General features: G+C 62.2%; 24 protein-coding genes and 2 tRNA genes. 13 read left to right on the top strand and 13 right to left on the bottom strand.

Features of this window, described 5'->3' with window-relative positions; translation table 11 throughout:
• Nucleotides 1-77: 77 nt before the first annotated feature.
• Nucleotides 78-2,459, bottom strand: coding sequence for a Tex family protein (locus CTATCC11996_RS13960; RefSeq protein WP_003077181.1), 2,382 nt, complete (start codon nucleotides 2,457-2,459; stop codon nucleotides 78-80).
• A gap of 178 nt (nucleotides 2,460-2,637) precedes the next feature.
• Between CTATCC11996_RS13960 and CTATCC11996_RS13955 the strand changes: the two genes are divergently transcribed.
• Entirely contained in the window at nucleotides 2,638-3,756 is a 1,119-nt protein-coding gene (locus tag CTATCC11996_RS13955; protein WP_003077180.1) for a DUF72 domain-containing protein, read from the top strand.
• 113 nt (nucleotides 3,757-3,869) lie between these two features.
• On the opposite strand, the gene CTATCC11996_RS13950 is transcribed toward CTATCC11996_RS13955, so the two are convergent.
• Nucleotides 3,870-4,973 (bottom strand): enoyl-CoA hydratase/isomerase family protein, encoded by a 1,104-nt coding sequence (locus CTATCC11996_RS13950; protein ID WP_003077178.1) that lies wholly within the window; start codon nucleotides 4,971-4,973, stop codon nucleotides 3,870-3,872.
• A gap of 217 nt (nucleotides 4,974-5,190) precedes the next feature.
• On the opposite strand from CTATCC11996_RS13950, the gene CTATCC11996_RS13945 reads away from it, so the two are divergent.
• Nucleotides 5,191-5,619, top strand: coding sequence for a YbaN family protein (locus CTATCC11996_RS13945; protein ID WP_003077176.1), 429 nt, complete (start codon nucleotides 5,191-5,193; stop codon nucleotides 5,617-5,619).
• Nucleotides 5,620-5,727: 108 nt separating this feature from the next.
• Here the strand turns inward: CTATCC11996_RS13945 and CTATCC11996_RS13940 are convergent.
• A tRNA-Pro gene (locus CTATCC11996_RS13940) sits at nucleotides 5,728-5,804 on the bottom strand.
• A gap of 169 nt (nucleotides 5,805-5,973) precedes the next feature.
• A tRNA-Pro gene (locus CTATCC11996_RS13935) sits at nucleotides 5,974-6,050 on the bottom strand.
• A gap of 578 nt (nucleotides 6,051-6,628) precedes the next feature.
• On the opposite strand from CTATCC11996_RS13935, the gene CTATCC11996_RS13930 reads away from it, so the two are divergent.
• Nucleotides 6,629-7,669, top strand: coding sequence for a porin (locus CTATCC11996_RS13930; RefSeq protein ID WP_003077175.1), 1,041 nt, complete (start codon nucleotides 6,629-6,631; stop codon nucleotides 7,667-7,669).
• A 95-nt stretch (nucleotides 7,670-7,764) separates the two neighbouring features.
• Here CTATCC11996_RS13930 and CTATCC11996_RS13925 read toward each other — a convergent pair whose 3' ends face one another.
• The 4 genes from CTATCC11996_RS13925 to CTATCC11996_RS13910 are packed head-to-tail and all read right to left on the bottom strand — an operon-like array spanning nucleotide 7,765 to nucleotide 10,803.
• On the bottom strand, nucleotides 7,765-8,469 hold the full coding sequence (locus CTATCC11996_RS13925) for a hypothetical protein (RefSeq protein ID WP_034349176.1): 705 nt from the start codon (nucleotides 8,467-8,469) through the stop codon (nucleotides 7,765-7,767).
• Complete coding sequence (locus tag CTATCC11996_RS13920; RefSeq protein ID WP_003077171.1) at nucleotides 8,466-9,455, bottom strand: MlaD family protein; 990 nt, start codon at nucleotides 9,453-9,455, stop codon at nucleotides 8,466-8,468. Before CTATCC11996_RS13920 ends, CTATCC11996_RS13925 begins: the two co-directional genes overlap by 4 nt.
• Nucleotides 9,456-9,468: 13 nt before the next feature.
• Entirely contained in the window at nucleotides 9,469-10,272 is an 804-nt protein-coding gene (locus CTATCC11996_RS13915; RefSeq protein ID WP_003077169.1) for an MlaE family ABC transporter permease, read from the bottom strand.
• Between the two features lie 57 nt (nucleotides 10,273-10,329).
• On the bottom strand, nucleotides 10,330-10,803 hold the full coding sequence (locus CTATCC11996_RS13910; protein ID WP_003077167.1) for a Cd(II)/Pb(II)-responsive transcriptional regulator: 474 nt from the start codon (nucleotides 10,801-10,803) through the stop codon (nucleotides 10,330-10,332).
• Between the two features lie 39 nt (nucleotides 10,804-10,842).
• Here CTATCC11996_RS13910 and CTATCC11996_RS13905 point away from each other — a divergent pair, with 39 nt between their 5' ends.
• The 8 genes from CTATCC11996_RS13905 to CTATCC11996_RS13870 all read left to right on the top strand — a co-directional run bounded on the left by CTATCC11996_RS13905 (nucleotide 10,843) and on the right by CTATCC11996_RS13870 (nucleotide 18,255).
• Complete coding sequence (locus CTATCC11996_RS13905) at nucleotides 10,843-12,978, top strand: heavy metal translocating P-type ATPase (protein WP_003077166.1); 2,136 nt, start codon at nucleotides 10,843-10,845, stop codon at nucleotides 12,976-12,978.
• Between the two features lie 104 nt (nucleotides 12,979-13,082).
• The gene (locus tag CTATCC11996_RS13900; RefSeq protein WP_003077164.1) at nucleotides 13,083-13,544 is read left to right on the top strand and encodes a hypothetical protein; all 462 of its coding nucleotides are present in this window, start codon (nucleotides 13,083-13,085) and stop codon (nucleotides 13,542-13,544) included.
• A gap of 115 nt (nucleotides 13,545-13,659) precedes the next feature.
• The gene (locus CTATCC11996_RS13895; protein WP_003077163.1) at nucleotides 13,660-14,019 is read left to right on the top strand and encodes a hypothetical protein; all 360 of its coding nucleotides are present in this window, start codon (nucleotides 13,660-13,662) and stop codon (nucleotides 14,017-14,019) included.
• A complete protein-coding gene (locus tag CTATCC11996_RS13890) occupies nucleotides 14,016-15,449 on the top strand; it encodes a TolC family protein (RefSeq protein ID WP_003077161.1) in 1,434 nt (477 codons plus the stop codon). Before CTATCC11996_RS13895 ends, CTATCC11996_RS13890 begins: the two co-directional genes overlap by 4 nt.
• Before the next feature lies 1 nt (nucleotide 15,450).
• Nucleotides 15,451-16,857, top strand: coding sequence for a multicopper oxidase family protein (locus tag CTATCC11996_RS13885; protein ID WP_034349175.1), 1,407 nt, complete (start codon nucleotides 15,451-15,453; stop codon nucleotides 16,855-16,857).
• Nucleotides 16,858-16,872: 15 nt separating this feature from the next.
• Nucleotides 16,873-17,355, top strand: coding sequence for a cupredoxin domain-containing protein (locus CTATCC11996_RS13880; protein WP_003077158.1), 483 nt, complete (start codon nucleotides 16,873-16,875; stop codon nucleotides 17,353-17,355).
• A 19-nt stretch (nucleotides 17,356-17,374) separates the two neighbouring features.
• Nucleotides 17,375-17,863 carry a DUF411 domain-containing protein gene (locus CTATCC11996_RS13875; protein WP_003077157.1) on the top strand — a complete coding sequence of 163 codons (489 nt, stop codon included), beginning with the start codon at nucleotides 17,375-17,377 and terminating at the stop codon, nucleotides 17,861-17,863.
• Between the two features lie 23 nt (nucleotides 17,864-17,886).
• Nucleotides 17,887-18,255 (top strand): copper-binding protein, encoded by a 369-nt coding sequence (locus CTATCC11996_RS13870; RefSeq protein WP_003077155.1) that lies wholly within the window; start codon nucleotides 17,887-17,889, stop codon nucleotides 18,253-18,255.
• Nucleotides 18,256-18,312: 57 nt separating this feature from the next.
• Here the strand turns inward: CTATCC11996_RS13870 and CTATCC11996_RS13865 are convergent, their stop codons facing one another.
• The gene (locus CTATCC11996_RS13865) at nucleotides 18,313-18,822 is read right to left on the bottom strand and encodes an ankyrin repeat domain-containing protein (protein ID WP_003077153.1); all 510 of its coding nucleotides are present in this window, start codon (nucleotides 18,820-18,822) and stop codon (nucleotides 18,313-18,315) included.
• Between the two features lies 1 nt (nucleotide 18,823).
• Nucleotides 18,824-19,801, bottom strand: a complete 978-nt coding sequence (locus CTATCC11996_RS13860; RefSeq protein ID WP_003077151.1) for an SMI1/KNR4 family protein — start codon at nucleotides 19,799-19,801, stop codon at nucleotides 18,824-18,826.
• Between the two features lie 65 nt (nucleotides 19,802-19,866).
• On the opposite strand from CTATCC11996_RS13860, the gene CTATCC11996_RS13855 reads away from it, so the two are divergent.
• Nucleotides 19,867-21,069 (top strand): leucine-rich repeat-containing protein kinase family protein, encoded by a 1,203-nt coding sequence (locus tag CTATCC11996_RS13855; protein ID WP_003077149.1) that lies wholly within the window; start codon nucleotides 19,867-19,869, stop codon nucleotides 21,067-21,069.
• A gap of 3 nt (nucleotides 21,070-21,072) precedes the next feature.
• Here the strand turns inward: CTATCC11996_RS13855 and CTATCC11996_RS13850 are convergent, their stop codons facing one another.
• Nucleotides 21,073-21,915, bottom strand: coding sequence for a MetQ/NlpA family ABC transporter substrate-binding protein (locus CTATCC11996_RS13850; RefSeq protein WP_034349209.1), 843 nt, complete (start codon nucleotides 21,913-21,915; stop codon nucleotides 21,073-21,075).
• Between the two features lie 195 nt (nucleotides 21,916-22,110).
• Entirely contained in the window at nucleotides 22,111-22,947 is an 837-nt protein-coding gene (locus CTATCC11996_RS13845; protein WP_003077145.1) for a MetQ/NlpA family ABC transporter substrate-binding protein, read from the bottom strand.
• A gap of 162 nt (nucleotides 22,948-23,109) precedes the next feature.
• Between CTATCC11996_RS13845 and CTATCC11996_RS13840 the strand changes: the two genes are divergently transcribed.
• Nucleotides 23,110-24,147, top strand: coding sequence for a P1 family peptidase (locus CTATCC11996_RS13840; RefSeq protein ID WP_003077143.1), 1,038 nt, complete (start codon nucleotides 23,110-23,112; stop codon nucleotides 24,145-24,147).
• Here CTATCC11996_RS13840 and CTATCC11996_RS13835 read toward each other — a convergent pair.
• Entirely contained in the window at nucleotides 24,144-26,450 is a 2,307-nt protein-coding gene (locus CTATCC11996_RS13835; RefSeq protein WP_003077139.1) for a DUF1631 family protein, read from the bottom strand. The two genes, CTATCC11996_RS13840 and CTATCC11996_RS13835, sit on opposite strands and share 4 nt — an antisense overlap.
• Nucleotides 26,451-26,490: the final 40 nt, after the last annotated feature.

The following is a 26,490-nucleotide window of genomic DNA, read 5'->3' as shown; positions in this document are numbered from 1 at the left end:
CCCCTCGCTTTGCGCATTGATGTGCTCCCACAAAAAGGCCGCCTGTAATATGAATTAAGTGGCGGCCTGATAGGAGATTATTTCTTTAATCCCTGCAACTTCGCAAAGGCTGATGCCATGGCGTTTTGCTCTGTGGGCTGGTTGCCACGCTGGGGTTGTGCATAGCCACCACGGTTGCCGCCGCCATAGCTGTTGCCGCGGCCTGCGCCTTCAAAGCGGTTGTCGCGCGGGCCGTCTCGGCGCGCAGGCGCCGCATCGAGCTTCATGGTCAGGCTGATGCGCTTACGGTCCACATCGACTTCCAGCACCTTGACCTTGACGATCTGCCCAGTCTTGACCACTTCACGCGCATCTTCGATGAACTTGTGACTCATCTGACTCACGTGCACCAGACCATCCTGGTGCACGCCCAGATCCACGAACGCGCCGAACTGGGCCACGTTGCTGACCGTGCCTTCCAGCGTCATTCCTTCCTTCAGGTCCTTGATGTCTTCCACACCATCATTGAAGCGGGCGACGACAAAGTCGGGACGCGGGTCGCGGCCGGGCTTCTCCAGCTCGCCAAGAATGTCCTTGATGGTCACAGCACCAAATTTTTCATTGGCAAACTGTTCAGGCTTCAAAGACTTGAGCACCTCGCCACGACCCATGATCTGGTCCACGGGCTTGCCGGTAGAGACAATAATCTGCTCCACCACAGGATAGGTTTCGGGGTGAACGCCTGTCATATCGAGCGGATTGTCCCCACCACGAATGCGCAGAAAGCCTGCGGCCTGCTCGAAAGTCTTAGCCCCCAGACCGGCCACCTCCATCAGTTGCTTGCGGTTCTTGAACGAGCCATTGGCATCGCGCCAGCGCACCACCGACTTGGCGACCGAACCCGACAGGCCTGATACGCGCGTCAGCAGCGGAGCCGAAGCGGTGTTCAAGTCCACTCCCACGGAGTTCACGCAATCCTCGACCACGGCATCCAGCTGGCGCGCCAGCTCGCTCTGGTTCACATCGTGCTGGTACTGGCCCACACCAATGCTCTTGGGGTCGATCTTGACCAGCTCGGCCAGCGGATCCTGCAGGCGGCGGGCAATCGATGCCGCACCACGCAGGCTCACGTCGATATCGGGCATTTCCTGCGCCGCAAACTCACTGGCCGAATAGACCGAAGCCCCGGCCTCGCTCACCACCACCTTCTCGATCTTCTTGTCGGCCTTGGTGGCTATCTTGATGAGATCCGCCGCCAGCTTGTCGGTTTCGCGGCTGGCTGTGCCGTTGCCGATGGCAATCAGATTGATATCGTGCTTTTCCACCAGACGGGCGAGCGCGGCCAGCGAGCCATCCCAGTCGCGGCGCGGCTCATGCGGGTAGATGGTTGTGGTGTCCACCAGCTTGCCCGTGCTGTCCACCACGGCCACCTTGACGCCGGTGCGAATGCCGGGATCCAGGCCGATCACGGCCCGCTGGCCGGCGGGTGCCGCCAGCAGCAGGTCACGCAGATTGTCGCCAAACACCTTGATCGCCACCTTCTCGGCGTCTTCGCGCAGGCGGCTGAACAGGTCGCGCTCGGTGGACAGGCTCAGCTTCACGCGCCATGTCCAGGCAACGCATTTACGAATCAGATCGTCAGCGGCGCGCTTGGCATGGCTCCAACCCAGGTGCAGCGCAATCTTGCCCTCAGCAAGGCTGGGTTGGCCCGGTTCAGGCTCGACTGGTTGCACCAGCTTGGCTTCGAGAACCTCCAGTGCACGGCCGCGGAACACGGCCAGCGCACGGTGCGAGGGCACGCGGCCAATGGGCTCGTCGTATTCGAAATAGTCGCGAAACTTGGCGACCTCGGGGTCGCTTTCGTTCTTGCTCTCGACCTTCTTGGACTTGAGCAGGCCTTCATCCCACAGCCATTCGCGCAGCTTCTGCACCAGCGCCGGGTCCTCGGCCCAGCGCTCGGACAGGATGTCGCGTACGCCGTCCAGCACTGCAAAAGTGGTGCTGAAGTCGGGGCCGGGCTTGCCGTCGTCCAGCGTCGTCGCAGGCTTGCAGAAAGCCTCGGCTTCCTTGTGCGGGTCCAGCGTGGGGTCGGCAAACAGCTTGTCGGCCAGCGGCTCGATGCCGAACTCCTTGGCAATCTGACCCTTGGTGCGGCGCTTTTGCTTGAAGGGCAGGTAAATGTCCTCCAGCTCCTGCTTGGTCGGTGCACTGGCAATCGCCAGGCGCAGCGCATCGGTCAGCTTGCCCTGCTCGTCAATGGCCTTGAGCACCGTTTCGCGGCGGTCGTCCAGCTCACGCAAATAGGTCAGGCGCTCGTCCAGCGTGCGCAGCTGCGTATCGTCCAGACCGCCCGTGGCCTCCTTGCGGTAGCGGGCCACAAACGGAACCGTGGCGCCACCATCGAGCAACTCCACTGCCGCGCTCACCTGCTGCGGCTTGACATTCAGTTCTTGAGCAATCTGACCAATGATTTTTTGCATTCGATATTCGCCCCACGGCGTTCAACACAGGAAGCCGATGAGTTTGCCATAGGCATGCCGCCAGACCGCCCTAGATATCTGGCAGAAGTGCAAGCAAACCTTAAAAACTATGCTTTCCATAGCTGCTTTCCATTGATGAGAAAGCGTGGAAGGCCAATTTCATTAGAATTATTGCGACATGACCGATACCTTCCAGGACGATTTTTTTGCCGATGAGCTGCCTCCCTCCGGAGACGGCGCCGGCAAAGCACCGCCTGAAGAAGCGCCGCAGGCCGATGGCCCAGGTGAACGCAAACCCAGACGCGGCGCGATTGCCCTGGCCCCGGCAGCCGCGCAGTACCAGGAGCTGGCCGCACAACTGCCACCCCTGCTGCGCATGGGCGTCTCGACCTGGTCCTATCCGGGCTGGGAGGGCTTGGTCTGGGACGGAGCCTATGACAGCAGCGTGCTGGCCAAAAAAGGCCTGACGGCCTATCACCGGCACCCGTTGCTGCGCACCGTCTGCGTCGACCGCACCTTCTGGAGGCCGCTGACGGCCAGCCAATATGCCGCCTTTGCCGCTCAGGTCGATGCCGACTTCCGCTTTGTCGTCAAATGCCCGGCTGGCATTACCGATGCCCAGGTACGCAGCGAGGAAGGTAAGCCGCGCGAAGCCAACCCCGCGTTTCTGGACCCTGGCCTGGCCATAGAGCATTTCGTGGAACCCACTCTCGAAGGTCTGGGCAGCAAACTGGGCGTTCTGGTCTTTCAGCTCAGCCCCCTACCCTGGAATCTGCTCAGCCGCCCTGCCCTGTTGATGGACAAGCTGGGCCTGCTGCTGGCCACCGTGAAACAGGCGCTGCAAGCACATCCGCAGGTCGTCGTTGCCGTCGAGGTGAGAGACCCTGAACTGCTGACCTCGGCACTGGCCCAGACACTCAAGCTCCATGACGCGACCTATTGCTTAGGGCTGCACGGCAAGATGCCTCCCATCGAAGAGCAGTTGCCCACGTTGCGTGCCTTGTGGCCCGGGCCGCTGGTGTGCCGCTGGAATCTGAATCGCCTCTTTGGCGCTTATGGCTATGCCGATGCCCAGAAGAAGCACCAGCCGTTCAACGAGATCCTCAGCGAAGACCTGCATACCAGGGAGCGGCTGGCCCGCACGATTGCCGGCATCACCGGTGCCGGTCAACCCGCTTTTGTGACCATCAGCAACGATGCCGAGGGATGTGCCCCACGCTCGATAGCGCTGCTGGCGCAGGCACTTGCGAGTCTTGCAGACCCTAGCCCGGACAAGCATCCGCGCTCGCCGTCCTGAATTGATACTAAAAATACCATCAAACGTTTACCAGAAAAGCGCTGATAGCTATCAAAATAAACAAAGCCCGACAGCATCGAGTCTGTCGGGCTTTGTTTTGATAAGGAGCCGAATCAGCCTTGCAGCGCCGCCAGCGGGTGAGAATGCGCAGGCCAGGGGCTGTCAAAGAACGCCTGCCACTCGGCATCGCTCACCTCTTCGATGCTGGCAGGATTCCAGCGCGGGCTGTGGTCCTTGTCCACCGCCAATGCGCGGATGCCCTCCACGGTTTCGCTCCGACCCGGGCGCAGATAAAAGCAGTGGCGCACCATATCGCGCTCCATGCGCAGATCTTCAGCCAGAGTCATCTGGCGTGCGCGACGGATTTGCTCCAGCACCACATGCAGCATCAGCGGAGAGCGCTTGCGCAGCGTAGCAGCTTCGGCCTGGGCCCAGTCGCTGCCGGCCTGCAAGGCCTTGACAATGGCCGCCACCGTGGGCTGGGAGAAGCAGGTGTCGATTTCAGCACGGTGCGCCACCACCTTGGGTTCGGCGCTCACAAAGCGGGAGCGCACCACGGCATTGAGCGCCTCCACATTGGCAAAATCCGTGGTCGCCAGGGTCTCCCACAGCTCTGCCTGCTGTTCGGCGGGAATGCAGCCATCGGCCAAACCAAAAGCCAGGGCATCGCCCGCACCGATGGTATCGCCGGTCAAGGCCAGCCATTCGCCCACGGCACCGGGGCAGCGCGAGAGGAAGTAGCCTCCCCCCACATCGGGGAACAGGCCAATGGCCGTCTCGGGCATGGCCATCTTGGTGCGTTCGGTCACGATGCGCAGCGAGCCGCCCTGGCTGATACCCATGCCGCCGCCCATGACGATGCCATCCATGAAAGCGATATAGGGTTTGCCAAAGCTGTGGATCAGATGGTTGAGCGCATATTCCTCGGTGAAGAAATCTTCGAGTTGAGGATTGCCACTGCTGCCGGCCGAATGCAGAAAGCGGATGTCACCACCCGCGCAAAACGCCCCGAACACCCCTTCCTTGTTGCTGCCACGAATGGCCACGCCCAGAATCGAGTCGTCTTTTTGCCAGGCCAGCAAAGTGCCCAGCAGATCGCGCACCATGCCCAGAGACAGCGCGTTGAGCGCCTTGGGACGGTTGAGCGTAATCATGCCCAGCTTGCCACGGACTTCGGCAATCACATCGGACATATCGGCGCTCGGGGTGGGGGTCATTGTCTTGCTCCTTGAATCAATTCCATGCTGGTCGCCAATCGGTCGCCAGGCCATGCGCACCGATTATGCGGGTGCACTCCGCGCAAGCAGGGACAAGGACGTGACAAATACCGCCAGCATCTGCAGCCACAAAGCCCGAACGGTCTGCAATGCTGACTAATATGGGAACCGTGCCTGGCTGCAGCTTCACCAGTTTCTGCGGCCCATCTTCTGCCTCATGAACGATCTGCCACCACCGCCCGAAACCCCTCGCGAAGAACCGCATCTGGAGCCCAAACAGCTTTCCGCGCCGCTGCGCTATCTGCTCATTGCTTTTGCGCTGGTTTGCGTGATATTGGGGCTGATAGGCGCCGTGGTTCCCGGCATGCCCACCACGGTATTCATACTGATGGCCGCCTGGGCGGCGGTGCGCAGCTCGCCCAGGCTGCACCGCTGGCTCTATGCGCACCGTGTGTTCGGCCCACTGCTGCACAACTGGGACACCGGTGGCAAGGTCAGCCGCCGCGCCAAATGGACGGCAACCGTCAGCATGGGCGCCAGCAGCCTGCTGATTCTGTATTTTTCGTACAAGCCATGGCTCACTGCGATGACGTTGAGCATCATGGCCTGCGTGCTGCTCTGGTTGTGGCTCAGGCCCGAGCCGTAGAGGCAGGGCCGGCTCCAAGCAACGATGCCGGCAGCCCCGGGGCTTTCTTTGAAGCAGAGAGCAGAAATAGAAAAAGGCCCGTGATTTTCATCACAGGCCTTTTCAATTTGGTCGGAATGGCGGGATTCGAACTCGCGACCCCTTGCACCCCATGCAAGTGCGCTACCAGGCTGCGCTACATTCCGTGTCGATGACGCTATTGTAACCGATTTTCGACCATCTTTTGGGAAGGCCGCAACTCGAGCAGTTGCTCGGTTATCAACCACGACGGTCATCTAACGCTGCAGGTTTCATAGCGAACCTCGCAGCGGCATTGAAAAAGGCCTGTGATTTGCATCACAGGCCTTTTCAATTTGGTCGGAATGGCGGGATTCGAACTCGCGACCCCTTGCACCCCATGCAAGTGCGCTACCAGGCTGCGCTACATTCCGTGTCGATAGGATGAATTATATGGAGGAAAAACACCCTCCCCTGGGAAAACGCGCACTTTTTTCAAAAAAGTACCAAACAGGTGCTGAAAGCCGCAGGCCTGAGATCAACGCACGCCCGGCCACATAAGCGCTGCGCGCGCGCAGCACACTCCGGCAAATCGCAAGCCCTGCTCAGGGCTTGACCAAGACTGCCCAAGAGAACGACAAGAGTGGGCGCTTCAGCGATTCCAAGCAGGCATCCATCGCCGAGCCACACCTGTTCCATACGCTGACACTGTCATCGCCGGACCTCCTGATCAAACCAGGCTCACCAGGAATGACTGTTATTCCTTGATCACGGAACCATCAGCACTCACTCTCATTCGACGGGCCTCCCCCAGCCGCTTTGCACGGCAATATCGATAGCACCAATACAGTGCATACAAGAGATTTCCCTGAGTCCTTGAGGTAAAAAAAACCACTGTCATATCGCTGAAAAGATGATTTCATCGGCATCCGCGGAACTGCAGAGCAAGCTGTATACAAACCCCCGCTATATTTCAAAACGTAAATCCAATATCTAACTCGAGAGGACACTCATGAAGACCGCTTTTATCGCCATGGCTGCAGCCCTGGCCTGCTCCGGCGCCGCTTTTGCCCAGAGCAATGTGCAACTGACGGGCCTGGCCGATATGTATGCCGGCTCCGTCAAGATGGCCGGCCAGGACCGCAAGGGCGTTGTCGGCTCCGGCGGCATGACCACTTCCTGGTGGGGCCTGAAGGGTACGGAAGACCTGGGCGGCGGCCTGAAGGTCGATTTCAACCTCACCGCTTTCATGCGCATGGACACGGGTGAACCCGGCCGCTTCCCTGGCGACACCTTTTTCTCGCGCGATGCCAATATCGGCCTGAACGGCAACTTCGGCCGCATCGGCCTGGGCCGCGACAAGGCGCCTAACTTCCTGCCCACCATTCTGACCAACCCCTTCGGCGACTCGTTCACCATCTCGCCTCTGGTGCTGCATGCGAACACGCCCACCTTCGGAGTCTGGGACAGCTCCCGTCTGACCACGCCCGCCGACACCGGCTGGAGCAATATGCTGGTCTACACGACACCTAACTTCGGCGGTCTGACTGCCAATGTCTACTACCAGTTCGGCGAGCAAACAACTCCTGGCAACAAGAGCAAGAAGAACGTCGGCGTGAACGCTCTGTATTTCAGCGGTCCTCTGAGCCTGACGGCCTTCTACGAGCGCGACCAGATCACCAACCCCGGCAGCGGCACAGTCATGCCCACCAAGAGCGACTGGATGGTCGGCGGCAGCTACAACTTCAACGTTGTGAAGCTCTACGCCACCTACGGCCAGGCCAAGGTCAAGGATCTGGATACTAAGAGCAAGACCTACTCGCTGGGTCTGGACATTCCGGTCTCCGGCACCCCCGGCACTGTGAAGGCAGCCGTAGCCCGCACCAAGTACGAAGCAGCCACCGACGCCACACGCACCACCGCAACCCTGGGTTACGACCACTTCCTGTCCAAGCGCACCGATGTCTACACCGCTCTGATGTACGACCGCGTGACTGATGCCAACCCCAAGACCGGCACCAGCCTGATCGCCGGTATCCGTCACCGTTTCTAAGCACTGGACTCGAGCGGGCCTCTGGCTCGCCATCCATAAAAAAGCGAGGCCTGAGCCTCGCTTTTTTATTTCCGAGCCTATGACCGGCGGCCTGTTCACTTGGGCGCGGATGTCTCCAACAGCTTCAGCCGACGCTGCAACTGCGCCTGCTGTTCCGCATCGCCGCTCTGCTGCGCTGCCTTGAGCTGCAGCAGCAACCAGGCCATCAAAGGCCTGCGCCAGCCTTGCTCGGAAGCGGTATCGACGCCTTGCTGGAGCAGGGCTGGGCCGGCAGCTCCACCACGCAGCAGCACGCCCGCCGCTACCAGTCTCGATAGCGGATCCTTGATCTCGGCCACAGCTACCGCACCTGAGGCGCCGCCGAGCAGTTGCCGCGCCACGGCACGCTGTGCCTCTGGCAATAGCTCTGTATCACCCGCTTGCGGCCGGGCCTGCAGGTAACGGGCATAGGCTTGTTCTTGCTGGCCCGCATCCTGCGCCAGCGCCTCATAGGCCGGACAGGCATTCCAGTCCAAGCTGGCCACTTGCGCTGCGCAGCGCATCAACTCCAGTTTGGCGGCCTGTGCGGGTTGGCCGGTGCTGGCCACGGCATCACGTGCCTTCTGCCACTGCAGCGCCTCCACACGCTGCTGTCCCTGCAAATAGGCCTGGGTGGCTTTCTGCGCCGCAGCTTCGGCGCTCAACGCCCAATCCGGTGCCGGAGGGTGGCTGCCGCAGGCTGAAATCGCTATGACAAATATAGCAGCCATCGCCTTCCCATAATGGCCTAGAGTTTGTTTTTGCTTGATTTTTTGCTTCATGGCAGCTTCAACTCCGGCTTGTGGGAAAACGGCCATTTGCGCTGCAGATCGTTGAGCACGGACTCCAGTCGGAGCAGATTGCTTTCCACCTCGGCGCGCAGCGCGCCCAGATCGGTCGAGGCCTCGCGGGCATTGCCGCCCACCACCTGCATATCGGCCAGCACGGCGTCAACCTTGGCCATGCTTTTGCGCGTATCGGCCAGCAAACCATTGAGCTGCTCCATGGTGGCCTTGACCTGGGGCATGACGCCATTCGCATCAAAGACCTGGCTGTCGGCGCGCGCCACCATCCGATCCATGCGTCCGAGCAGGGAATTGGCATGCTCCAGCATCTGGCCCACCTTCTTCGCTTCCTCATCGCTGCCCAGCACCGCGCCCAGAACTCCGCCCTGGCCCTGCATGCGCTCGGCCAGCTTGCGCACTTCGGCCAACGATCCGCCCAATGCCGAATCTGTGGCGGTCAGAGCTGCCACATTGGCCAGCACCTCCTTGGCGGAACTGATGATCTGAGGCAGCTCTGCCGTAGCATCACCGCTGAGCACGGGCCGCACAGAGTCCGGCGGTAGCGGTGCATCGCCCAGCATGCCGGTATAAGCCTTGATGGTAGTGCCGCCCACCAGTCCCTTGACCAAGGTGAACACGCTGGACTGGCGCAGCCAGTGGGCATCCTTTTCGGTCACATCGACCAGAATGCGGACCGAGCCGTCCTCGGCCAGCTCTATCTTGCGCACGCGGCCTATGGGAAAGCCCGAGAACGTCATATCCATACCCACGACCACGCCTTCGGAGTCATCGGCCGTCAGCACCAGACGCTGCGTGGGCTCGAACACTCCACGCGCGTAGAGCAGATAAGCGGCAGCACTCAGAATCAAGATCAGGGTCAGCGCCAGCAGCGCGGCTGCCTTGGCGCGCAGGTGCGCGACGGGTTTGAGGCTGAGCAACTCCTCGTCAATCAGTTGCTCCTCAGCCATACGCGTTTCGCTCATGGCTCCATCCTTTTCAGTAATAGTTGCCCATGAGCGAGATCACCTCGATCAGGAGCAACACGGCAAACATGCGTGCAAAGCCACCCAGCTCCGCCCCGCCCTGCCTGTGTCGCGCAACAGGCGTGTACATGGCAGAGGCCAGCGGCATGACGGCCACCGTGAGACTGAAAAACCAGGTCTTGAGCACGAACACCAACGTCAGCGACGGTGTGAAGATCTGGCCAAAGATGCGTGTGTACGCACCAAACCCGGCCAGGCTGAAGCCATAGACGCTCAGATACACGGTGACCAAGGCAACGATGCAGCTGAGTGCGGCCAGCGTGATTGCGGCAAACACGCCCGCCGCCGCACGCGGCACCAGCGCCGCACGGACAGGGTCAATGCCTTGCGTCTTCCACTTCGCGAGCTGGCCCTGCATACGCATCTGCACCACCTGCACGCCGGCTGGAATGGTGCAGCGCATGGCCACAAACAGTGCAGCCGTCAGCGGTATCAGCTCGATCACCATCACCCGCACCACCAGATCCAGCGCATAGCGCGACAGGCCGTAACTTTGTGCGGTGACAATGACGATGCGCGCAATTACCGCACACAGCAGGGCCGCCAGCGCGGTAAAGCCTGTGAGTATGGGGGCGGTCTGCGCAAACATCTGCTGGGCCAGCATGGCCCGCCCGCGCTTCTGGTAGCTCGACGGCGAGCTGACCAGCACCAGCAGCACGGCTGTCAGATAAATGCTGCGCCACCACGCCAGGGCCTGCGCGCCCAGCGCGGCCCAGATCCGCCCCGGCAGCTTGATGGTGGTTTCACTCCAACTCATGCAGGAATGATAGCGTCCACTTCAGGGTGCAGGCGCAGCCACCACTGTTGCAGTCTGTCAGACATGGCGCTTTGCTGCAGCGCTGCCCTGCAGGCCTTCAGGCAAGGGCTCATCGGCCTGGGCATGCAAGGCCTCGATGATGTGGCAAAAACTGTCCGAGCCGTCGCACTGGCTGCGCAGCTGCATCAACTCGTGCTCCAGCGCCTGCAGCTCGGCCAGCCGCTCGCGCACATGACCTAGATGGGCGTCCAGGGTCTTGTTGGCAGCCACGCAATCGGCCTTGCGTGCACCATCAAGCGCCAATAGGGTTCGGACCTCGTCGAGCGACATATCCATGGCCCGGCACAGCCGGATAAAACGCAGACGGTGCACATCGACATCGGTATAGAGCCGGTACTGGTTGTCCTCGCGCACGCCGGGCGAGAGCAGTTGCTCCTTCTCGTAGTAGCGGATATTGGCCGCTGCGATGCCGGAACGCTTGGCTGCCTCGCCAATGCGCCAGCGCGGAATATCGTGCGAATTGAGGGACATGCTTGACCTTAAAGTGACTTTATTGTTTTCAATACTGCCATGAAGCAAGAAAGCCTGTCTACCCACGCCCATGGCGGCGGCCACAATGGTCATTCACATGATCACGATCATGAGCATGACCATGCCCATGCGCCCGCCACGTCCAAACCCGTCGCCGCCACCGCTGCATCGAGCTGCGGCACGGGCTGCTGCGCACCGTTTTCCATCAGCGAGCCGGCCAAGAGCCAGGGTCATGATGAAGGCGACGGTCATGACCATGCTCACGACCATGGCGTGCTGCCCGGCTGGCCGCGCATCTACGCTGCTCTGGCGGCGGCTCTGGCGGCCGAGGCCTGCCACTGGTTTGGCGGCGACGGCGCCAACTCGACGCTTCAATACCTGGGCATGGCACTGGCCGTGCTGGGCATAGCGCTGTCGGGTCTGGGCGTCTACAAGGCCGGTCTCAAGGATCTGCTGCGCTTCAAGCTCGGGATTCATGCACTGATGGCCGTAGCCGTCACGGGCGCCTTCATCATCGGCCAATGGCCCGAAGCCGCCATGGTCATGGCCCTTTATGCAGCGGCCGAGCGCATCGAAGACCAGGCCATGGACAAGGCCCGCCTGGCCATCCGCAACCTGCTGCAGCTGGCGCCAGAGACCGCCGATGTGCTGCAACCCGACGGCAGCACCCAGCGCATGGCCGCCAGCGAGGTGCCTCTGGGCGCCGTGCTGCGTGTGACGCCAGGCGCTCGCGTCCCACTCGACGGCCTGGTCACCGAGGGCGAAAGCTCGGTCAACCAGGCCCCCATCACGGGCGAGAGCGCGCTGGCGCACAAAGGCCCGGGCGACGAGCTGTATGCAGGCTCCATCAACCAGGACGGCGAGCTGCACCTGCGCGTGACCGCGCCGGCCAGCGACAGCCTGATTGCTCGCATCGTCCATGCCGTGGAGCAGGCGCAATCCTCCAAGGCCCCCACCCAGCGCTTTGTCGACCGCTTCGCCGAGATCTACACCCCCATCGTGCTGGTGCTGGCGATTGCCCTGGGCCTGCTCGCCCCCTGGCTGCTGGACTGGAGCTGGCATCAGGCCGCTTACCAGGCCTTGGCCCTGCTGGTCATCGCCTGCCCCTGCGCCCTGGTACTGTCCACCCCCGTCACTGTGGTCAGCGCGCTCACGGCTGCGGCCAAGCGCGGCATTCTCATCAAAGGCGGCAGCGCGCTGGAGTCGGCCCGCCAGCTCAAGGCCATTGCACTCGACAAGACCGGCACGCTGACCACGGGCTCGCCCAGGCTGGTGGACTGGCAGGGCTGGAATGCAGCGGGCAGCGATGAAGCCGCAGCCCGCGCCTATGCGCTGGCATCGCGCTCCGACCACCCGGTATCGCGCGCGATTGCCCAGGGACTGGAGACCCAGGTCGGCAAGGACTTTGCCGAAGCACAGCAATTGCAGGCCCTGCCCGGCCGCGGTGTGCAGGCCCAGATCGGTGCTGAACACTGGACGCTGGCCAATCTGCGCTGGGTGGGCGAGCAAGGCTGGGACAGCGCCGAACTCAAGGCTGCGCTAATGCTGCAGGAGCAACAGGGCCGCACCGTCACCCTGCTGGCCAACGAGCAGGGCGTGCAGGCGCTGTTTGCCGTGGCCGACCCGCTGCGTCCCCAAGCCAAGGCAGCCGTGGCCCAGCTGCAGGCGCTAGGTGTCAAGCCCATTGTGCTCAGCGGCGACAACAGCGCCACCGTGCGCACGGTGGCCGCTGAAGCGGGCATCAGCGATGCGCGCGGCAATATGCTGCCCGAGGACAAGCTCAAGACCCTGAGCGAGTTGCAGCGCGACATCGGCCCCACGGCCATGACAGGCGACGGTATCAACGACGCGCCGGCACTGGCCCAGGCCGATATAGGCTTTGCCATGGGCGGCATGCATGCCACCGACATGGCCATGGAGACCGCCGATGTGGTGCTCATGAACGACGACCTGCGCCGCATCCCCGAGGTGGTTGATCTCTCGCAGCGCGCACACAGCGTGCTCTGGCAGAACATCAGCCTGGCCCTGGGCATCAAGCTGGCCTTCTTCGTTCTGGCCGTCAGCGGCAATGCCAGCATGTGGCTGGCCGTGCTGGCCGATATGGGTGTGAGCCTGCTGGTGGTCGCCAATGGCCTGCGCCTGCGCCATTGGGGTAACAGGCCTGAGAATGCATGAAATTCGACTTTAGCCCTTGATGGGCAAGCGCAAGCAGCTATCTAATTTACGATTTACTGCACCGGGCGGGGAACTAAACCCCGCCCTTCGCTATCATTCAGCCCATGCGTCGCTTTTTCTCCTTATTCCTGGTTTTGCTGCTGGCCCTGCGCGGCCTGGCAGGCGATGCCATGGCCATGGAGCAGAACACCGACCAGGCCCATCACATGGGACATGCACTGGTGCAGACGCAAAGCCTGGATGAAGTGGCCGCCATGGCAGCCGCTGTGCACCACGCGCATGCAAACCTCGCGACCGACGCACAGCCGCATCACGATATGGCCGCGTCCCACAAGGCAGGCCCTGCAGGGGCCGTCAGCTGTAGCGCCAAGGTCGCCGACAGCGACTGCCACCAGCATGAAGGCCATTGCACGGCCTGCGGCATCTGCCACTCGACGCTGGCCAACCCCGAATTGCTGACGCTTCACTCCAGCCTCCCACTGGCCGCCCAGCCGGCCCATGGTGCAGCGCGCTTTGCCAGCGCCGCACCTGCCGAACTCGTCAAACCACCGATTTCTGCGCTCTGACGCCCTAGGTGCGTCCGCATTTTGATGGCAGCCACCGTGCTAGCTGTCTAGTTTCGAGCCGTCAAACGCGCATAACTGCGGACCTTCTCCCGGTTTTAGACGACAGGAATCCCCTATGCGCCAAGCGCATCCTCTTTCTTTGACAGCCATGGCTTTGCTCATGGCCGGCGTCAGCCCTCCAGTCCTGGCCCAGACGCCCGAGCCGGCTCCCCCGGCCGCCCGATCCCCAGCCAATGGCAACCGCGTTTTCGATCCCGACGCTCCTACGCTGGCGCTGCAGCATCGGCCACTCGCGGCAGGTGCTGCCATCGTGAACCAACCCGGCGACTGGAAGGCCGCCAATGCTGCCGTGGGCGAGTTCCCGCGCGGCCATGGCGATGTGCTCAGGTGGGAGAAATCCCAGGGCAATGCCTCCGGCGCAGCCCCGGACAGCGGTGCGTCCGCTCATCAGCAACATCACGGAGGCCAGCCATGAAGCGCCTTGCATTCAAAACCGGCCCCTTGCTCGCCGCACTGGCGCTGGCCGGCTGCGCCAGCATCTCGCCCGACGGACTGCGCGGCGATGTGGCCAGACATACCGAAGGCAGGCTGCCTGCTGGCGCGCAGCTGCCGTCGCCGGACGCCCAGGCCCTGCAGGATGCGCAGACCCAGATTGCCGACTGGCTCAAAGCCCCAGTCGATGCAGACACCGCCGTGCGCATCGCCCTGCTCAACAACCCCGGTCTGCAGGCCCAACTGGCGCAGCTCGGTATTGCCGACGCGCAGCGCGTGCAGGTCCTGACCCTGCCCAACCCCAGCTTTACCTTCGGCCGCTTTCGCAACGGCCACGAGCGCGAGATCGAGCGCCAGCTCAGCTTTGGCCTGGTGCAGCTCATCACCCTGCCCTGGCGCAGCCGCTGGCAGGGCTGGCAGATGGAGCAGGCCACTCTGACGGCCGCCCAGCAGGTGCTGCTGCTGGCCTCCGACACACGGCGCGCGTGGCTGCGCGCCGTGGCCGCCGAGCAGGCTCTGGCCGCCAACGAGCGCATGCATGAGGCCGCAGCCCTGGGCGGCGAGCTGGCCCGCCGCATGGCCCAGGTCGGCAACTTCAGCAAGATGGACCAGGCCAGAGAGCTGGCCCAACAGCAGCAGGCCGCCGCCCAACTGGCACGCGCGCGCCTGAACGCCCAGCTGGAACGCGAGCAGCTGGCCCGCCGCATGGGCCTGTGGGGGCAGCAACTGGCCTACAAGCTGCCCGCCCAGCTGCCCGCCCTGCCAAAAGCAGCCGAATTGCGCAGCGGCGATGACGCCGAGGCCACAGCGCTGCGCCAGCGGCTGGATCTGGGCGCGCTGCGCCGCGACCTGGATGTAACCGCCGGCCGCCAAGGCTGGGCCACGGTGGGCACCATCTTTGGCGATATCGGCGCCAGCTACAGCAACAACACCAGCACCGAACGAGCCACCGGTCACAGCGACAAGACCCAGGGCTGGGAGTTCGACGTGCCCCTGCCGCTGTTTGACTGGGGCTTTGCCGCACGCGGCATGGCGCGCAACCAGGTGCTGCGCAGCGCATCGCTGCTGCGCGACAACGCCATACGCGCACGCAGCGAAGCACGCAGCAACTGGCTGGCCTACCGCACGGCTTATGACCTGGCCCAGCAGCAGCAGGCAGAGGTGCTGCCCTTGGCCAAGCTGATGCAGGAAGAAACCATCTACCGCTACAACGGCATGTTCATGAGTGTGTGGCAGCTATTGGCCCAGGCCCGCAGCACCACGCAAGCGGTGGTGACCGCCACCGAGGCCCAGCGCGACTTCTGGCTGGCCGAGACCGATCTACGCCTGGCCCTGACCGGCACATCGCCAGGAACCTCCCCCACCGTCAACACTACCGCAGCGCCCGCTGCACAAGCCGAAGCAGGTCACTGATATGCAACGCCGATCCTTTTTCACTGGCGCGGCCACTGCAGTGGCAGCCGCCACAACTTCAATGGCCGTAAGCCGGGTTGCCATGGCGGCCCTGCCCGAACCCGTCATGCAAGGCAGCGCCGACACGGCTGCGCCTCTGACGCCGCCCAACGGTCGCCCCTACCAACCCGTGGTCACGCTCAACGGCTGGACCACGCCCTGGCGCATGAATGCGGGCGTCAAAGAGTTCCACCTCGTGGCTGAGCCCGTGGTGCGCGAGGTGGCGCCCGGATTTTTCGTCAATATGTGGGGCTACAACGGCCAGTCGCCGGGCCCCACGATCGAAGTGGTGGAAGGCGACAAGGTGCGCATCTTCGTCACCAACCGCCTGCCCGAGAGCACCACCATCCACTGGCATGGCCAGCGTCTGCCCAATGGCATGGACGGTGTGGGCGGTCTGAACCAGCCCCACATCCCGCCGGGCAAGACCTTCGTCTATGAGTTCGAGGCGCGCCGCCCCGGCACCTTCATGTACCACCCGCATTCGGACGAGATGGTGCAGATGGCCATGGGCATGATGGGCTTGTGGATCACCCACCCCAAGACAGCCCACCCGCTGATCGACAAGGTGCAGCGCGACTATGCCTTCCTGCTCAGCGCCTATGCGGTCGAGCCCGGCACCATGACGCCGCGCATCAACGAGATGACGGACTTCAATATCTGGACCTTCAACAGCCGCGCCTTCCCCGCCATCAGCCCGCTGGTGGCTCGTCAGGGCGACAAGGTGCGCATCCGCGTGGGCAATCTGACCATGACCAACCACCCCATCCATATCCACGGCCATGAGTTCGAGGTCACGGGCACCGATGGCGGCCCCGTGCCAAAGTCCGCCCGCTGGCCCGAAGTGACGACGGATGTGGCCGTGGGCCAGATGCGCCAGGTGGAATTCATTGCAGACGAACCCGGCGACTGGGCTTTCCACTGCCACAAGAGCCACCACACCATGGGCGCCATGGGTCACGACGTACCCACCATGATCGGCGTGGACCACCGCGGCCTGGTGGGCAAGATCCAGAAGATCGTGCCCGACTACATGCTGATGGGCGAGCGCGGCATGGGCGATATGGGCGCCATGGAAATGCCTCTGCCCGACAACACCTTCCCCATGATGACCGGCCAAGGCCCTTACGGCCCCATCGAGATGGGCGGCATGTTCACCAGCTTCAAGGTTCGCAAAAACCTGGGTGCCAACGACTACGGCGATCCTGGCTGGTACCAGCAGCCCAAGGGCACACGGGCCTATGAATGGCAGGGCGCGCCTTTCGATGCCAAGGCCCCCCGCCAGACCACGCCCGGCACCGCTCCCGGTGCCGCCACCGTACGCAAACCCGAAACCGGCCCCGTCACGGGTACTCACACCCAGCACTGATGCCAGGAGACTCCCATGAAGACTATTCATTTCATAGCTGCCTGCGCCTTGGCAGCATGCACCAGCGCTAGTTTTGCGCATGGAAACAACGCCCATGCCAGCGGTCCCGTGATCAAGGAGCAAAAGCCCTGGGGCATTGCAGCCGAGGCCAGGGAGGCCCAGCGCACCATCACCATCCAGATGACGGACGACATGCGCTTCAGCCCCAGCCATTTCAGCGTGAAAAAGGGCGAAACCCTGCGCCTGCGCGTGGTCAACAAAGGCCTTCTCATGCACGAGATGGTGCTGGGCACCCGGGCATCGCTTGATGAGCACGCGCAGATGATGCTCAAGTACCCTGGCATGGAGCATGCCGAACCCTATATGGCCCATGTCGCCGCAGGCCAGACCGAAGACATGGTCTGGAGCTTCAACCGCGCAGGCGATTTCGACTTCGCCTGCCTGATCGCCGGCCACTACCAGGCAGGCATGACGGGGCGCTTCACCGTCACCGAATAACGCAAGAAAGGAATTCCCGATGACAAGCACCAACCGCCGCCACGTCCTGCATATGCTGGCCACCGCTGTCGGCATGGCTGCGCTGCCAGCAATGGCGGCTGCTCCCGCCAAGATTGCCATGGAGGTCTGGAAAGACCCGAACTGCGGCTGTTGCAAGGACTGGATTGCCCTGATGGAGCAGGCTGGCTTCGCCGTCAAGGTGCACGACGTGGGCAACAGCGCCGTACGCGCCAAACTGGGCCTGCCTGGCCGCCTGGGTTCCTGCCATACCGCCCTGGTGGGCGGTTATCTGGTCGAAGGACATGTGCCTGCCTCCGATGTGCACAAGCTGCTGAAGCAGAAACCCAAGGCGCTGGGCATCACCGTACCAGGCATGCCCATTGGTAGTCCCGGCATGGATGGCCCCGAGTACGGTGGCCGCAAAGACCCCTACGACGTGCTGCTGGTCACCCAAAGCCTGATGCGCAGCGATGTGTCCACCTCGGTCTTCACCAGCTATCGCGGCTGACCCCCTCAACTCAGGAGAACATGATGAGAAACCTCTTTCACACCACTTTGGCAGCCCTGAGCCTCGGCATTGCACTGGCCGCTCCGGCTTCCGCACAGGATCACTCGGCGCACGCAGGCCATGGGGCGATGGCCGGTGCTTCGACAGCCGCATCGACCGGCCAGAGCAATGTGATGACCGCCGGTGAAATCACCCGTGTGGACGCTCGCACAGGCAAGTTGACGATTCGCCATGAAGAAATCAAGAACCTGGACATGCCTCCCATGACCATGGTGTTTGCGCTGTCTGACTCCGCTCAGTCGACCTCTTTCAAGGCCGGTGACAAGGTTCTGTTCCATGCCGAGGACAAGGATGGCTCGCTGATCATCACACGCATCCAGCCAGCGTCCTGATGCAGTCTCGCCGTTGAGACGATGACGATGCCATGCAAGCATGGCATCGTCATCCCGTCACAGCCCCGTGGGCGGTACTGCCGCATGAGCTGCCGTGCGCTCCAGCAAATCCCCAGGCACATCGCGACCGCTCTGCACCAGCAGATCATGGGCATTGCGACCCTGTGCATCTCTGCGCCGAAGATCGACCCCTGTCGACCAGAACCAGCGCACAGCCTCCCAGGCACCATGGTCCACGGCAATCAGATACGGGGTTCGGCCTTTGTCATCCCCTGTCTTGTCGAGATCGGCCCCCGCTTGCCGCAGCGCTTGCAGCATCTCTGTGCGCCCGTTGAAGGCCGCCCAGGCGGTGGCGGTCATGCCCGTTGTCAGGCTCACCTGATCCAGCGGACTGCCTTGCTCCACCAACCATTGGGCCGCAGCATCGTTGCCGCAATTGAGGGCAGTGATCAGCGCATTGAGGCCAGTGCTCTTTTGCACATAGGCGATATCGTCACCGTCCTTCAGGCGCAGCTCCAGCGCAGCGATATCGCCCTGTTCAGCGGCCTTGAGCAGTTTCATGCTCATCTCAGTACATCCATTTCCTGATTAGCGCCCGCCCAAAGCGCTTTGCCAGCAGCACTTCGGCCTGCTCATCGCCATCATCCCGCCCCTGGGCCACGACGTGACTGTGGCATAGCGACATCAAGGCCAGCGCGTCCAGATAGTCGCCCGCATCGTCAAACATACGGGTTAGCAAGGGACTGCTGTCATGGTCCAGATACCAGACAGAGCCATCGCGACGGTCAAAGCACCAGAGGTTGCCATTGCTCAGATAGTCCCCGAACACCACCAGCTCATTCAACTGCGCCATCAAGGCCTGTGCCTGTTGCGGCGCACTCATTTCCACAATGTCGACTATGCCTGGGAACACGACTTGCACCGGACCGATGGCGTCCATGTCTGCATCCGGCGCCATGAGAACAAAGCGCGGACTCAGCAAGCGCTCGGCCCATTCCAGCACACCGAGTTGCAAAAGATAGTCACGCAAGGACTGGGGAAGACTGCAACCCAGGCGCCATTCGCACAGGCGCAGCTCGGCCCGGCTGAATGGCTTGGCTTGGGCGGGCTCTTCATCCATCCAGAAATGGGCTTGCAAGCCTTGATGCCAATAGGCCAGCCGCTGATCGGACGACGCATCGGCGGGCGGCCAATACGGCTCAGGCACGTCGGCCTCATCCCACACATCATGGTTTTCTACAAAGCGCTGGCTGCGCCCAAACTCGGCCTGCAAAAAACGAGACCATGCCACCGCGTCCGCAGAGGAAGGCCAGTGCATCCGGGCGAGTACCGCCACCGGCATCCAGGGCTTATGGCCCATGCGCGGCACTTCATTCGCATCACGCACCACAAAGCGCAAGGCCGGCTGTTTCAGCAGATCTGCTGGCGGAGACTGATTTGGCGCCTCAAGCTGGGCAGCGGTATCGGCAGGCAGATCCACCCAGTCGCTCAGCGTCAGTTCTGGCAATGCCTGCACCAGCGCAGGCAGGTCTTTGAAGATTTTCATGCAGGCATTCCGTGCATTTCGTGTTTTCTGTGCATTTCGTGCGCAAGGCTTAGACTGCGCGTCCTATGTTGACGCTAGAACAGTTTCACTCCGGGCTGGCCAATGGCTCACTGGCCCGCGCACACCATATCAGGCTTAGCGATGGCCTGACCGAGTTCCCCGCCGCGCTTTATCAGCTGGCCGAGACGCTGGAGATCCTCGATCTGTCCGGCAACCAGCTCACCACCCTGCCCGATGATCTGACGCGCTTTGCGCGGTTGCGCATTCTGTTTGCCTCGAGCAACCTGTTCAGCGAACTGCCCCGTGTGCTGGGCCGCATGCCGCAACTCGAAATGGTGGGCTTCAAGGCCTGCCGTATCGCGCATGTGCCCGAGGACAGCCTGCCGGCGCGCCTGCGCTGGCTGATTCTCACGGACAACCACGTGCACCAGTTGCCCGAATCCATGGGCCGGTGCACGCGTCTGCAAAAGCTCATGCTGTCATGCAACCAGCTGAGGCAGCTGCCCCAGAGCCTGGAGCATTGCCAGGCGCTGGAGTTGCTGCGCATTGCAAGCAACCGTTTCGATGATGCTCCTGAAGTCATCTTCCGGCTTCCCCAACTGGCATGGCTGGCGCTGGCAGGTAATCCAATGACTCAAAAACAGGAGCTGGATACGCTTTCAGAGCATGGGGTTGAGCCCATTTTCTATCAAAATTTGCAGATTGCCAGCAAGCTGGGTGAAGGCGCCAGCGGCCATATCTACCGCGCCAGCCTCAATGGACAGGAGCTGGCACTCAAGGTTTTCAAGGCCGCCCGGACCAGCGACGGTACGCCGCAATCCGAACTGGCAGCAGGCATTGCGGCAGGACAGCACCCTCATCTGCTGACGCCGCTGGCGCAGGTTCTGGGCGCTCCTGACGGGCAAATGGCCACGGCCCTGCCCCTGCTGGATTCAGCCATGCAGCCGCTAGCCGGGCCGCCAAGCTTCGACAGCTGCACACGTGATGTCTATGACCCCGAACTTCGCCTGCAAGCCGACCAGGCCCAGCAGCTCCTGCAAGGCATACGCTCTGCCATCACCCATCTGCACGGCCGTGGTCTGCTTCATGGAGATCTGTACGCCCACAATATCCTGTGCAATCTGCAGACCGGGCAGGCCGTGCTCAGCGACTTTGGCGCCGCCGCGCTTCTGCAGGGCCTGCTCGAAACGCAGAAAGCGCAGCTGCAGCAGATCGAGCTGCGTGCGCTGCGCCATCTGGAGCATGAAGTTCAGGCCCTTGTCGGTTGAGCCTTACTGCAAGAATGCGGGCTTGGCATAACCCGCAAACTTGCTGTCCACCACGCCCTTGAACTCGGCGGACTTGTAGGCAGCAGCCAAGTCCTTGGCCCATTGCGCATCCTTGTCCTTGGTCTTGACAGCCACGATGTTCAGATAATGCTCGGGCGTCTTTTCCAGCAACACCGAATCCGACAGCTTCAGGCCCGAGGAAATCGCAAAGTTGCCGTTGATGATGGCGTACTGCGCATCATCCAGCGCACGCGGCAGATGAGCCGCATCCAGGGGCACGAGCTTGATCTTCTTGGGATTGGAGGCCAGATCCAGCTCGGACACGCGCAACGGGTTCACGCCCTCCTTGAGCTTGACCAGTCCGGCCTGCTGCAGCAGCAGAATACCCCGTGCCAGATTGCTGGCGTCATTGGGCAGGGCAATGCGATCTCCCTCCTTCAGCTCGGCCAGGCTCTTGCGCTGCTTGCTGTAGACGCCCATGGGCGCGATCGGCCCCTGCACCAGGGCCGTCAGATCCAGCTTGCGGTCGCCCTTGAACTGATTGAAATAGACCTCGTGCTGGAAGAAATTGGCATCGAGCGAGCCATCGGCCAGGGCCAGATTGGGCTGGACATAGTCGTTGAACTCCACCAGGCGCACCTTGTAGCCCTTCTTCTGCAGGATGGGAACAATGCCGTACTGCAGTTGGTCGATGTTGGAGCCGGCCGTGCCGCCGATGACCAGTTGCTTTTTGCCGGCGTCCTGAGCCGCGGCTGGCAGGGCGCCCATGGCCAGAGCGGCTCCCGCCAGCAAGCTTGTGGCCAAAAGGCGGCGGCGGTGGTGCGCTGCGGAAAAAAGAGTGGTCATGCTTTGCTCCTCGTTGATGTACTGTGTTTTGATATCAAAGGTCTGACTCTGCATCCATGCAGAGGCCTTTGCAGTATCCAGACCCGGAGAGCAAATTCCAACCAATAAAAACCCATGCTCTTATTTGCTTTTCATCTATAACCAGCCATAAAAAAGGGCCGCATCGCGGCCCTTGGCGTCTTCAGTCCAGCCTGATCACTTCAGGAAAGCAGGCTTGGAGTAGCCGGGGAACTGACTGTCCACCACGGCCTTGAACTCGGGCGAGCGGTAGGCTGCGGACAGATCCTTGGCCCACTGGCTGTTTTCGTTGCCGGTCTTCACGGCCACCACGTTCAGGTACAGATCGGGAGTCTTTTCCAGCACCACGGCTTCGCTCAGCTTCAGACCCGAGGAAACGGCAAAGTTGCCATTCACCACCACATAGTCAGCGTCTTCCAGCACGCGGGGCAACTGGGCTGCCTCCAGCGCCACAAACTTGAGCTTGTGAGGGTTGGCGGCCAGATCCAGCTCGGAGATACGAGCCGGGTTCACTCCTTCCTTGACCTTGACGAGACCGGCCTGCTGCAACACCAGCAGTGCACGGGCCAGGTTGCTGGGGTCATTGGGCAGAGCCACCTTGGCGCCGCTCTTGATATCGGCCAGAGACTTGTGCTTTTTGCTGTACACGCCCATGGGTGCCACCGGGCCCTGAGCAATCGCAGTCAGCGCCAGCTTGCGGTCCGTGGTGAACTGATCGAAATAGGCACGGTGCTGGAAGAAATTGGCATCCAGCGAGCCATCGGACAGCGCCAGATTGGGCTGAACATAATCATTGAACTCGATCAACTTGACCTGGTAGCCCTTTTTCTGCAGCTGAGGCACTATGCCTTTTTGCAGCAGGTCATAGTTGGAGCCGGCTGTGGCACCGATCAGCAGGTTCTTCTTGGCTGGATCCTGGGCCAGAGCAGGCACACCGGCAGTCGCCAGCAATGCGACTGCGGCAGTAGCCAGAACGGCACGGCGGCTGGCGGCAAAGGAAAAATGGGCGGGCATGGATCACTCCTTGAATTTGATGCGCGTGAGCAGCACGGTTCTCATTTGTTTACCGGACTGCAACAATGTGAGTAAGTATGAACCTTACACGGGCAAACCCTAAAGAATAAAAAACCATCTGTTTATTTACAAAAACACATAAGAGATGCAAGGAGTACCGGCATGAGCGCTTTTTCAACCGTTGATGATCTGCTCGCACACGAAGGCCATATCGGCCGTGTGCAGGGCATTTCCGTCGGCCATTTCAGCGACTCGCGTCGTCCCACGGGCTGCACCGCCGTGCTGTGCCCTCAGGGTGCCGTGGGCGGTGTGGATGTGCGCGGCGCTGCCCCTGGCACGCGCGAGACCGATTTGCTGCACCCCAGCAATCTGGTGCAGGAGGTCCACGGCATCATGCTGGCAGGGGGCAGCGCCTGGGGGCTGGACGCAGCCACAGGGACCGTGCGCTGGCTGGAAGAACAAGGCGCGGGCCTGAATATCGGCGTGGGCCGCATTCCGCTGGTGCCCGCCGCCGTGCTGTTTGACGTGATGATGGGCGATATGCGCATACGCCCCGATGCCGCAGCCGGCTATGCAGCCAGCCGCAATGCGGGGCCGGACTCCGGCACCAAGCGACCCGCAGAGGGCAGCGTGGGCGCAGGCAGCGGCGCCGTGGTGGGCAAAGTCTTCGGCCATGAACGTGCCATGAAGGGCGGCATAGGCACGGCCAGCTTTACCGTCGATGGCGTCACCGTGGGAGCCATCATTGCCTGCAATGCGCTGGGCGATGTATTCAATCCCTTCAATGGCGAGTTGCTGGCCGGGGCACGCACGGCAGACGGCCTGCAATTGCTCGGCACCCGCGATGCCTTGCTGGCGGGCGAGGAGCCCAGGCCGATTCTGGCCGGCAGCAACACCACGATTGGCGTCGTGGCGACCGACGCCGTCATCACCAAGGCCCAGGCCCACCGCCTGGCCGTGGTAGCCCATGACGGCCTGGCACGCGCCATCAACCCCGTGCATACCATGAGCGACGGCGACAGCCTGTTCGCCCTGGGCACTGCGTGCAGCGGCAAGTCGCTGGGAATGATGACGCTGAGCACATTGGCCGCCGAAGCTGTGGCTGTAGCCACCGCTCGCGCTGTTTTGCTGGCTCAATCGGTACAGATCGAAGGGCAGACGACACTGCCCAGTTATCAGGATCTACAGGCAAGAAGTTAGGCAATCGCCTCGAGGCGCCGCAGCTGTCCCTGCGTCAGCAACTTGTCCCGCATGCGCCGCGTCATGGACTGGGTGCTCCCGTCTTCGGCCGTAAACAGAAACAGGCTTTGCTGCGGACTGACCCAGGTCAACTTGGTACGCAGTTGCTGGCGCTCATTGCACAACTCCACCCAAGTGCCCAAAGGCCATTCGGCAACATCCGCAGGTCTGCCCTGGCCCATGGCGGCTTGCACGGGCATCGGGCTGGAAGCCACGGCTTCAGCCTCGAGCACGGCGGCACCGACCGTCTTCTGCTGCTTTGTATTGAAGGCAGGTCCGGAAGAATAGTGTGCCGCCTGGGTTTGCGTTTCTCGCGCTACCGTCACCACAGGCACATCTTCGACTCTGTCGGTCAGTACCGGCAAGGTGATATCCAGCCCTGCGCGCACGGTTTCTAAGGCACCATCCAGACCCGTCAGCACGCTGGGCAGCTCACCGAGCACATCCGCCCTGGCAAACTCGTCGGAGCCAGACTGTCCCGCGGCCTCGGCCGCATCCAGTACCCGCTGCTGAAGGCTTCCCAACCGGGCCGCCAGTGCGGCGATTTCGACATCCGTGCGGCCCACGCTGCGCAAGCCTCGCGCCAGACGGCGCTGCAACTTGGGCGCCATGGCCACCAGCCGCGTCACATCCTGAGCGGCTTGAGGCGACACGCTCCAAAGCAGGCTGGGCACCAGCGCCAGATAGCCACCCGGGTCGCGCTCCTGCCCTGGTTCAGCCCGCTGCTGTGCCTGGGCAATCACACCGGCCCAAGGGCCGGTCACAAAATCCAGAATATCTTCAGGCACACCCTTGGCACTGGGCAAACTGCGAATCATCTGCGCCAGTTGCAGGGCATCGGGCTTGATCTGCTCGATGGCGCCCGCAATCTGATGATCGACCAGCCCCAGCCCCAGCGCCGAGCTCATCAGCCCTTGCCGCGTGGAATGCTCGACTTCGGTATGCGGGTTCAGAGCCGCAATGCGGCTCATACGACCTTCCGGCGGCCACTGCTCGCGCACAAATTGCAGTACTCGGGCAAATACATTGGCATTTGCCTGCCCAGCACTGGCCAACTGGTTCGCCGCAGCCTCTGCCACGGTGATGAAGTGGGCAAATCCCAGAGCAGATTCGCTAGCAAACCAGAGGCTACGAGCCGTCAGCTCGTCCAGCAACTGCCGTGCGGGGTGCAAGCGATCTTCAAAGAAAACACCGTCTTGCACCACCAACTGGCTCAACATGGGTTCAAGCCGCAACAAGACCCGCTGCACCGGCGGCAGCAGGCGGCCGTCGCTGGTCATATGGCTCATCATGCGCTGCAGCGTGCGGATCTGAATCAGAGCACTGGGAGCCTGGCTGGGCTGTGGTGCGTGCAATCCCCTCAGAGCACTGTGTCCCCAGGGTTGCTGCGAAGTCTGCAGCGCATTGGCCGAATACGAAGTCCAGCCCGGCTCCAGCCCAGAATCTTGCACAGGCGCGATAGAGGCCGGCTCTGTCGCCGGCCAACCCGCCAGCATGGAGTCCGTCAGCGACTGGGGCACGGTGCAGCGCGAATCATCAATCCAGCGCAGATCTGAGGCCAACTCCTGCAATAGCCGCAAGGTCAGCAGGCATTGAGGCCGGGTGTCGCCGTCCGCGCCATAGCGGGCAGGCTGCACGCCATGCTGGCGCAGCAAATTGGCAGCACGGGAATATTCAGAAGCCAGAATCGAGCCCAGCTGCTGCGACATGAATTCATGCCAGCAATCGGCCACTTCCGTGGCGGGCTGAACAGCCGTCAACGACTGGCTCAAAGCGCGTACATAGTTCTCCAGCCGCAGCGGATTGCACTCTGGCCGAGCGGATTCAAGTCCCTGAGCGCCGCTCATCAACGCATCCAGATCGGCCAGCGCAAGCTCGACCTGGGGCTCGACCATCTGCACCAGCTTGTGCTCGGCCTTTAGTTGACGGCTGGCCGACTCGGCCATGGCCGCCAATGGCAAAAGCCGACCAGTGACGGTATCCAGCGTCTGTGCAGAAAAGGAAAAAGGTTGGCGCGCTGACAGTACCAGCGCCTCCAGCAAGTTCTGCGGGAAGCTGCTGATCACCGAAGCCCGGTGCTGCTGCAGGTTATGCAGCGCAGCGCCGAGCACATCGCGCCTTGCAGAGTGGAAACCCGTCGAGAGCGATTGCTCCAACGCATATTCGGTGCGCTGCAACAATCGCAGCGCGAATGCATCAGCGCCACGCACCACCTGGACAAGGCAGGTGCGCAGCACGGAAACGGATGCATGTGCGAGGCTCATAGCCCCTAAGAATACCCGCTCCAGCTGATGCCGGAGACAT

It is taken from the genome of Comamonas testosteroni ATCC 11996, from assembly GCF_000241525.1.
GTDB classification, from domain to species: Bacteria; Pseudomonadota; Gammaproteobacteria; order Burkholderiales; family Burkholderiaceae_C; genus Comamonas; species Comamonas testosteroni.
This window is presented reverse-complemented; position numbering and strand designations above follow the sequence as displayed.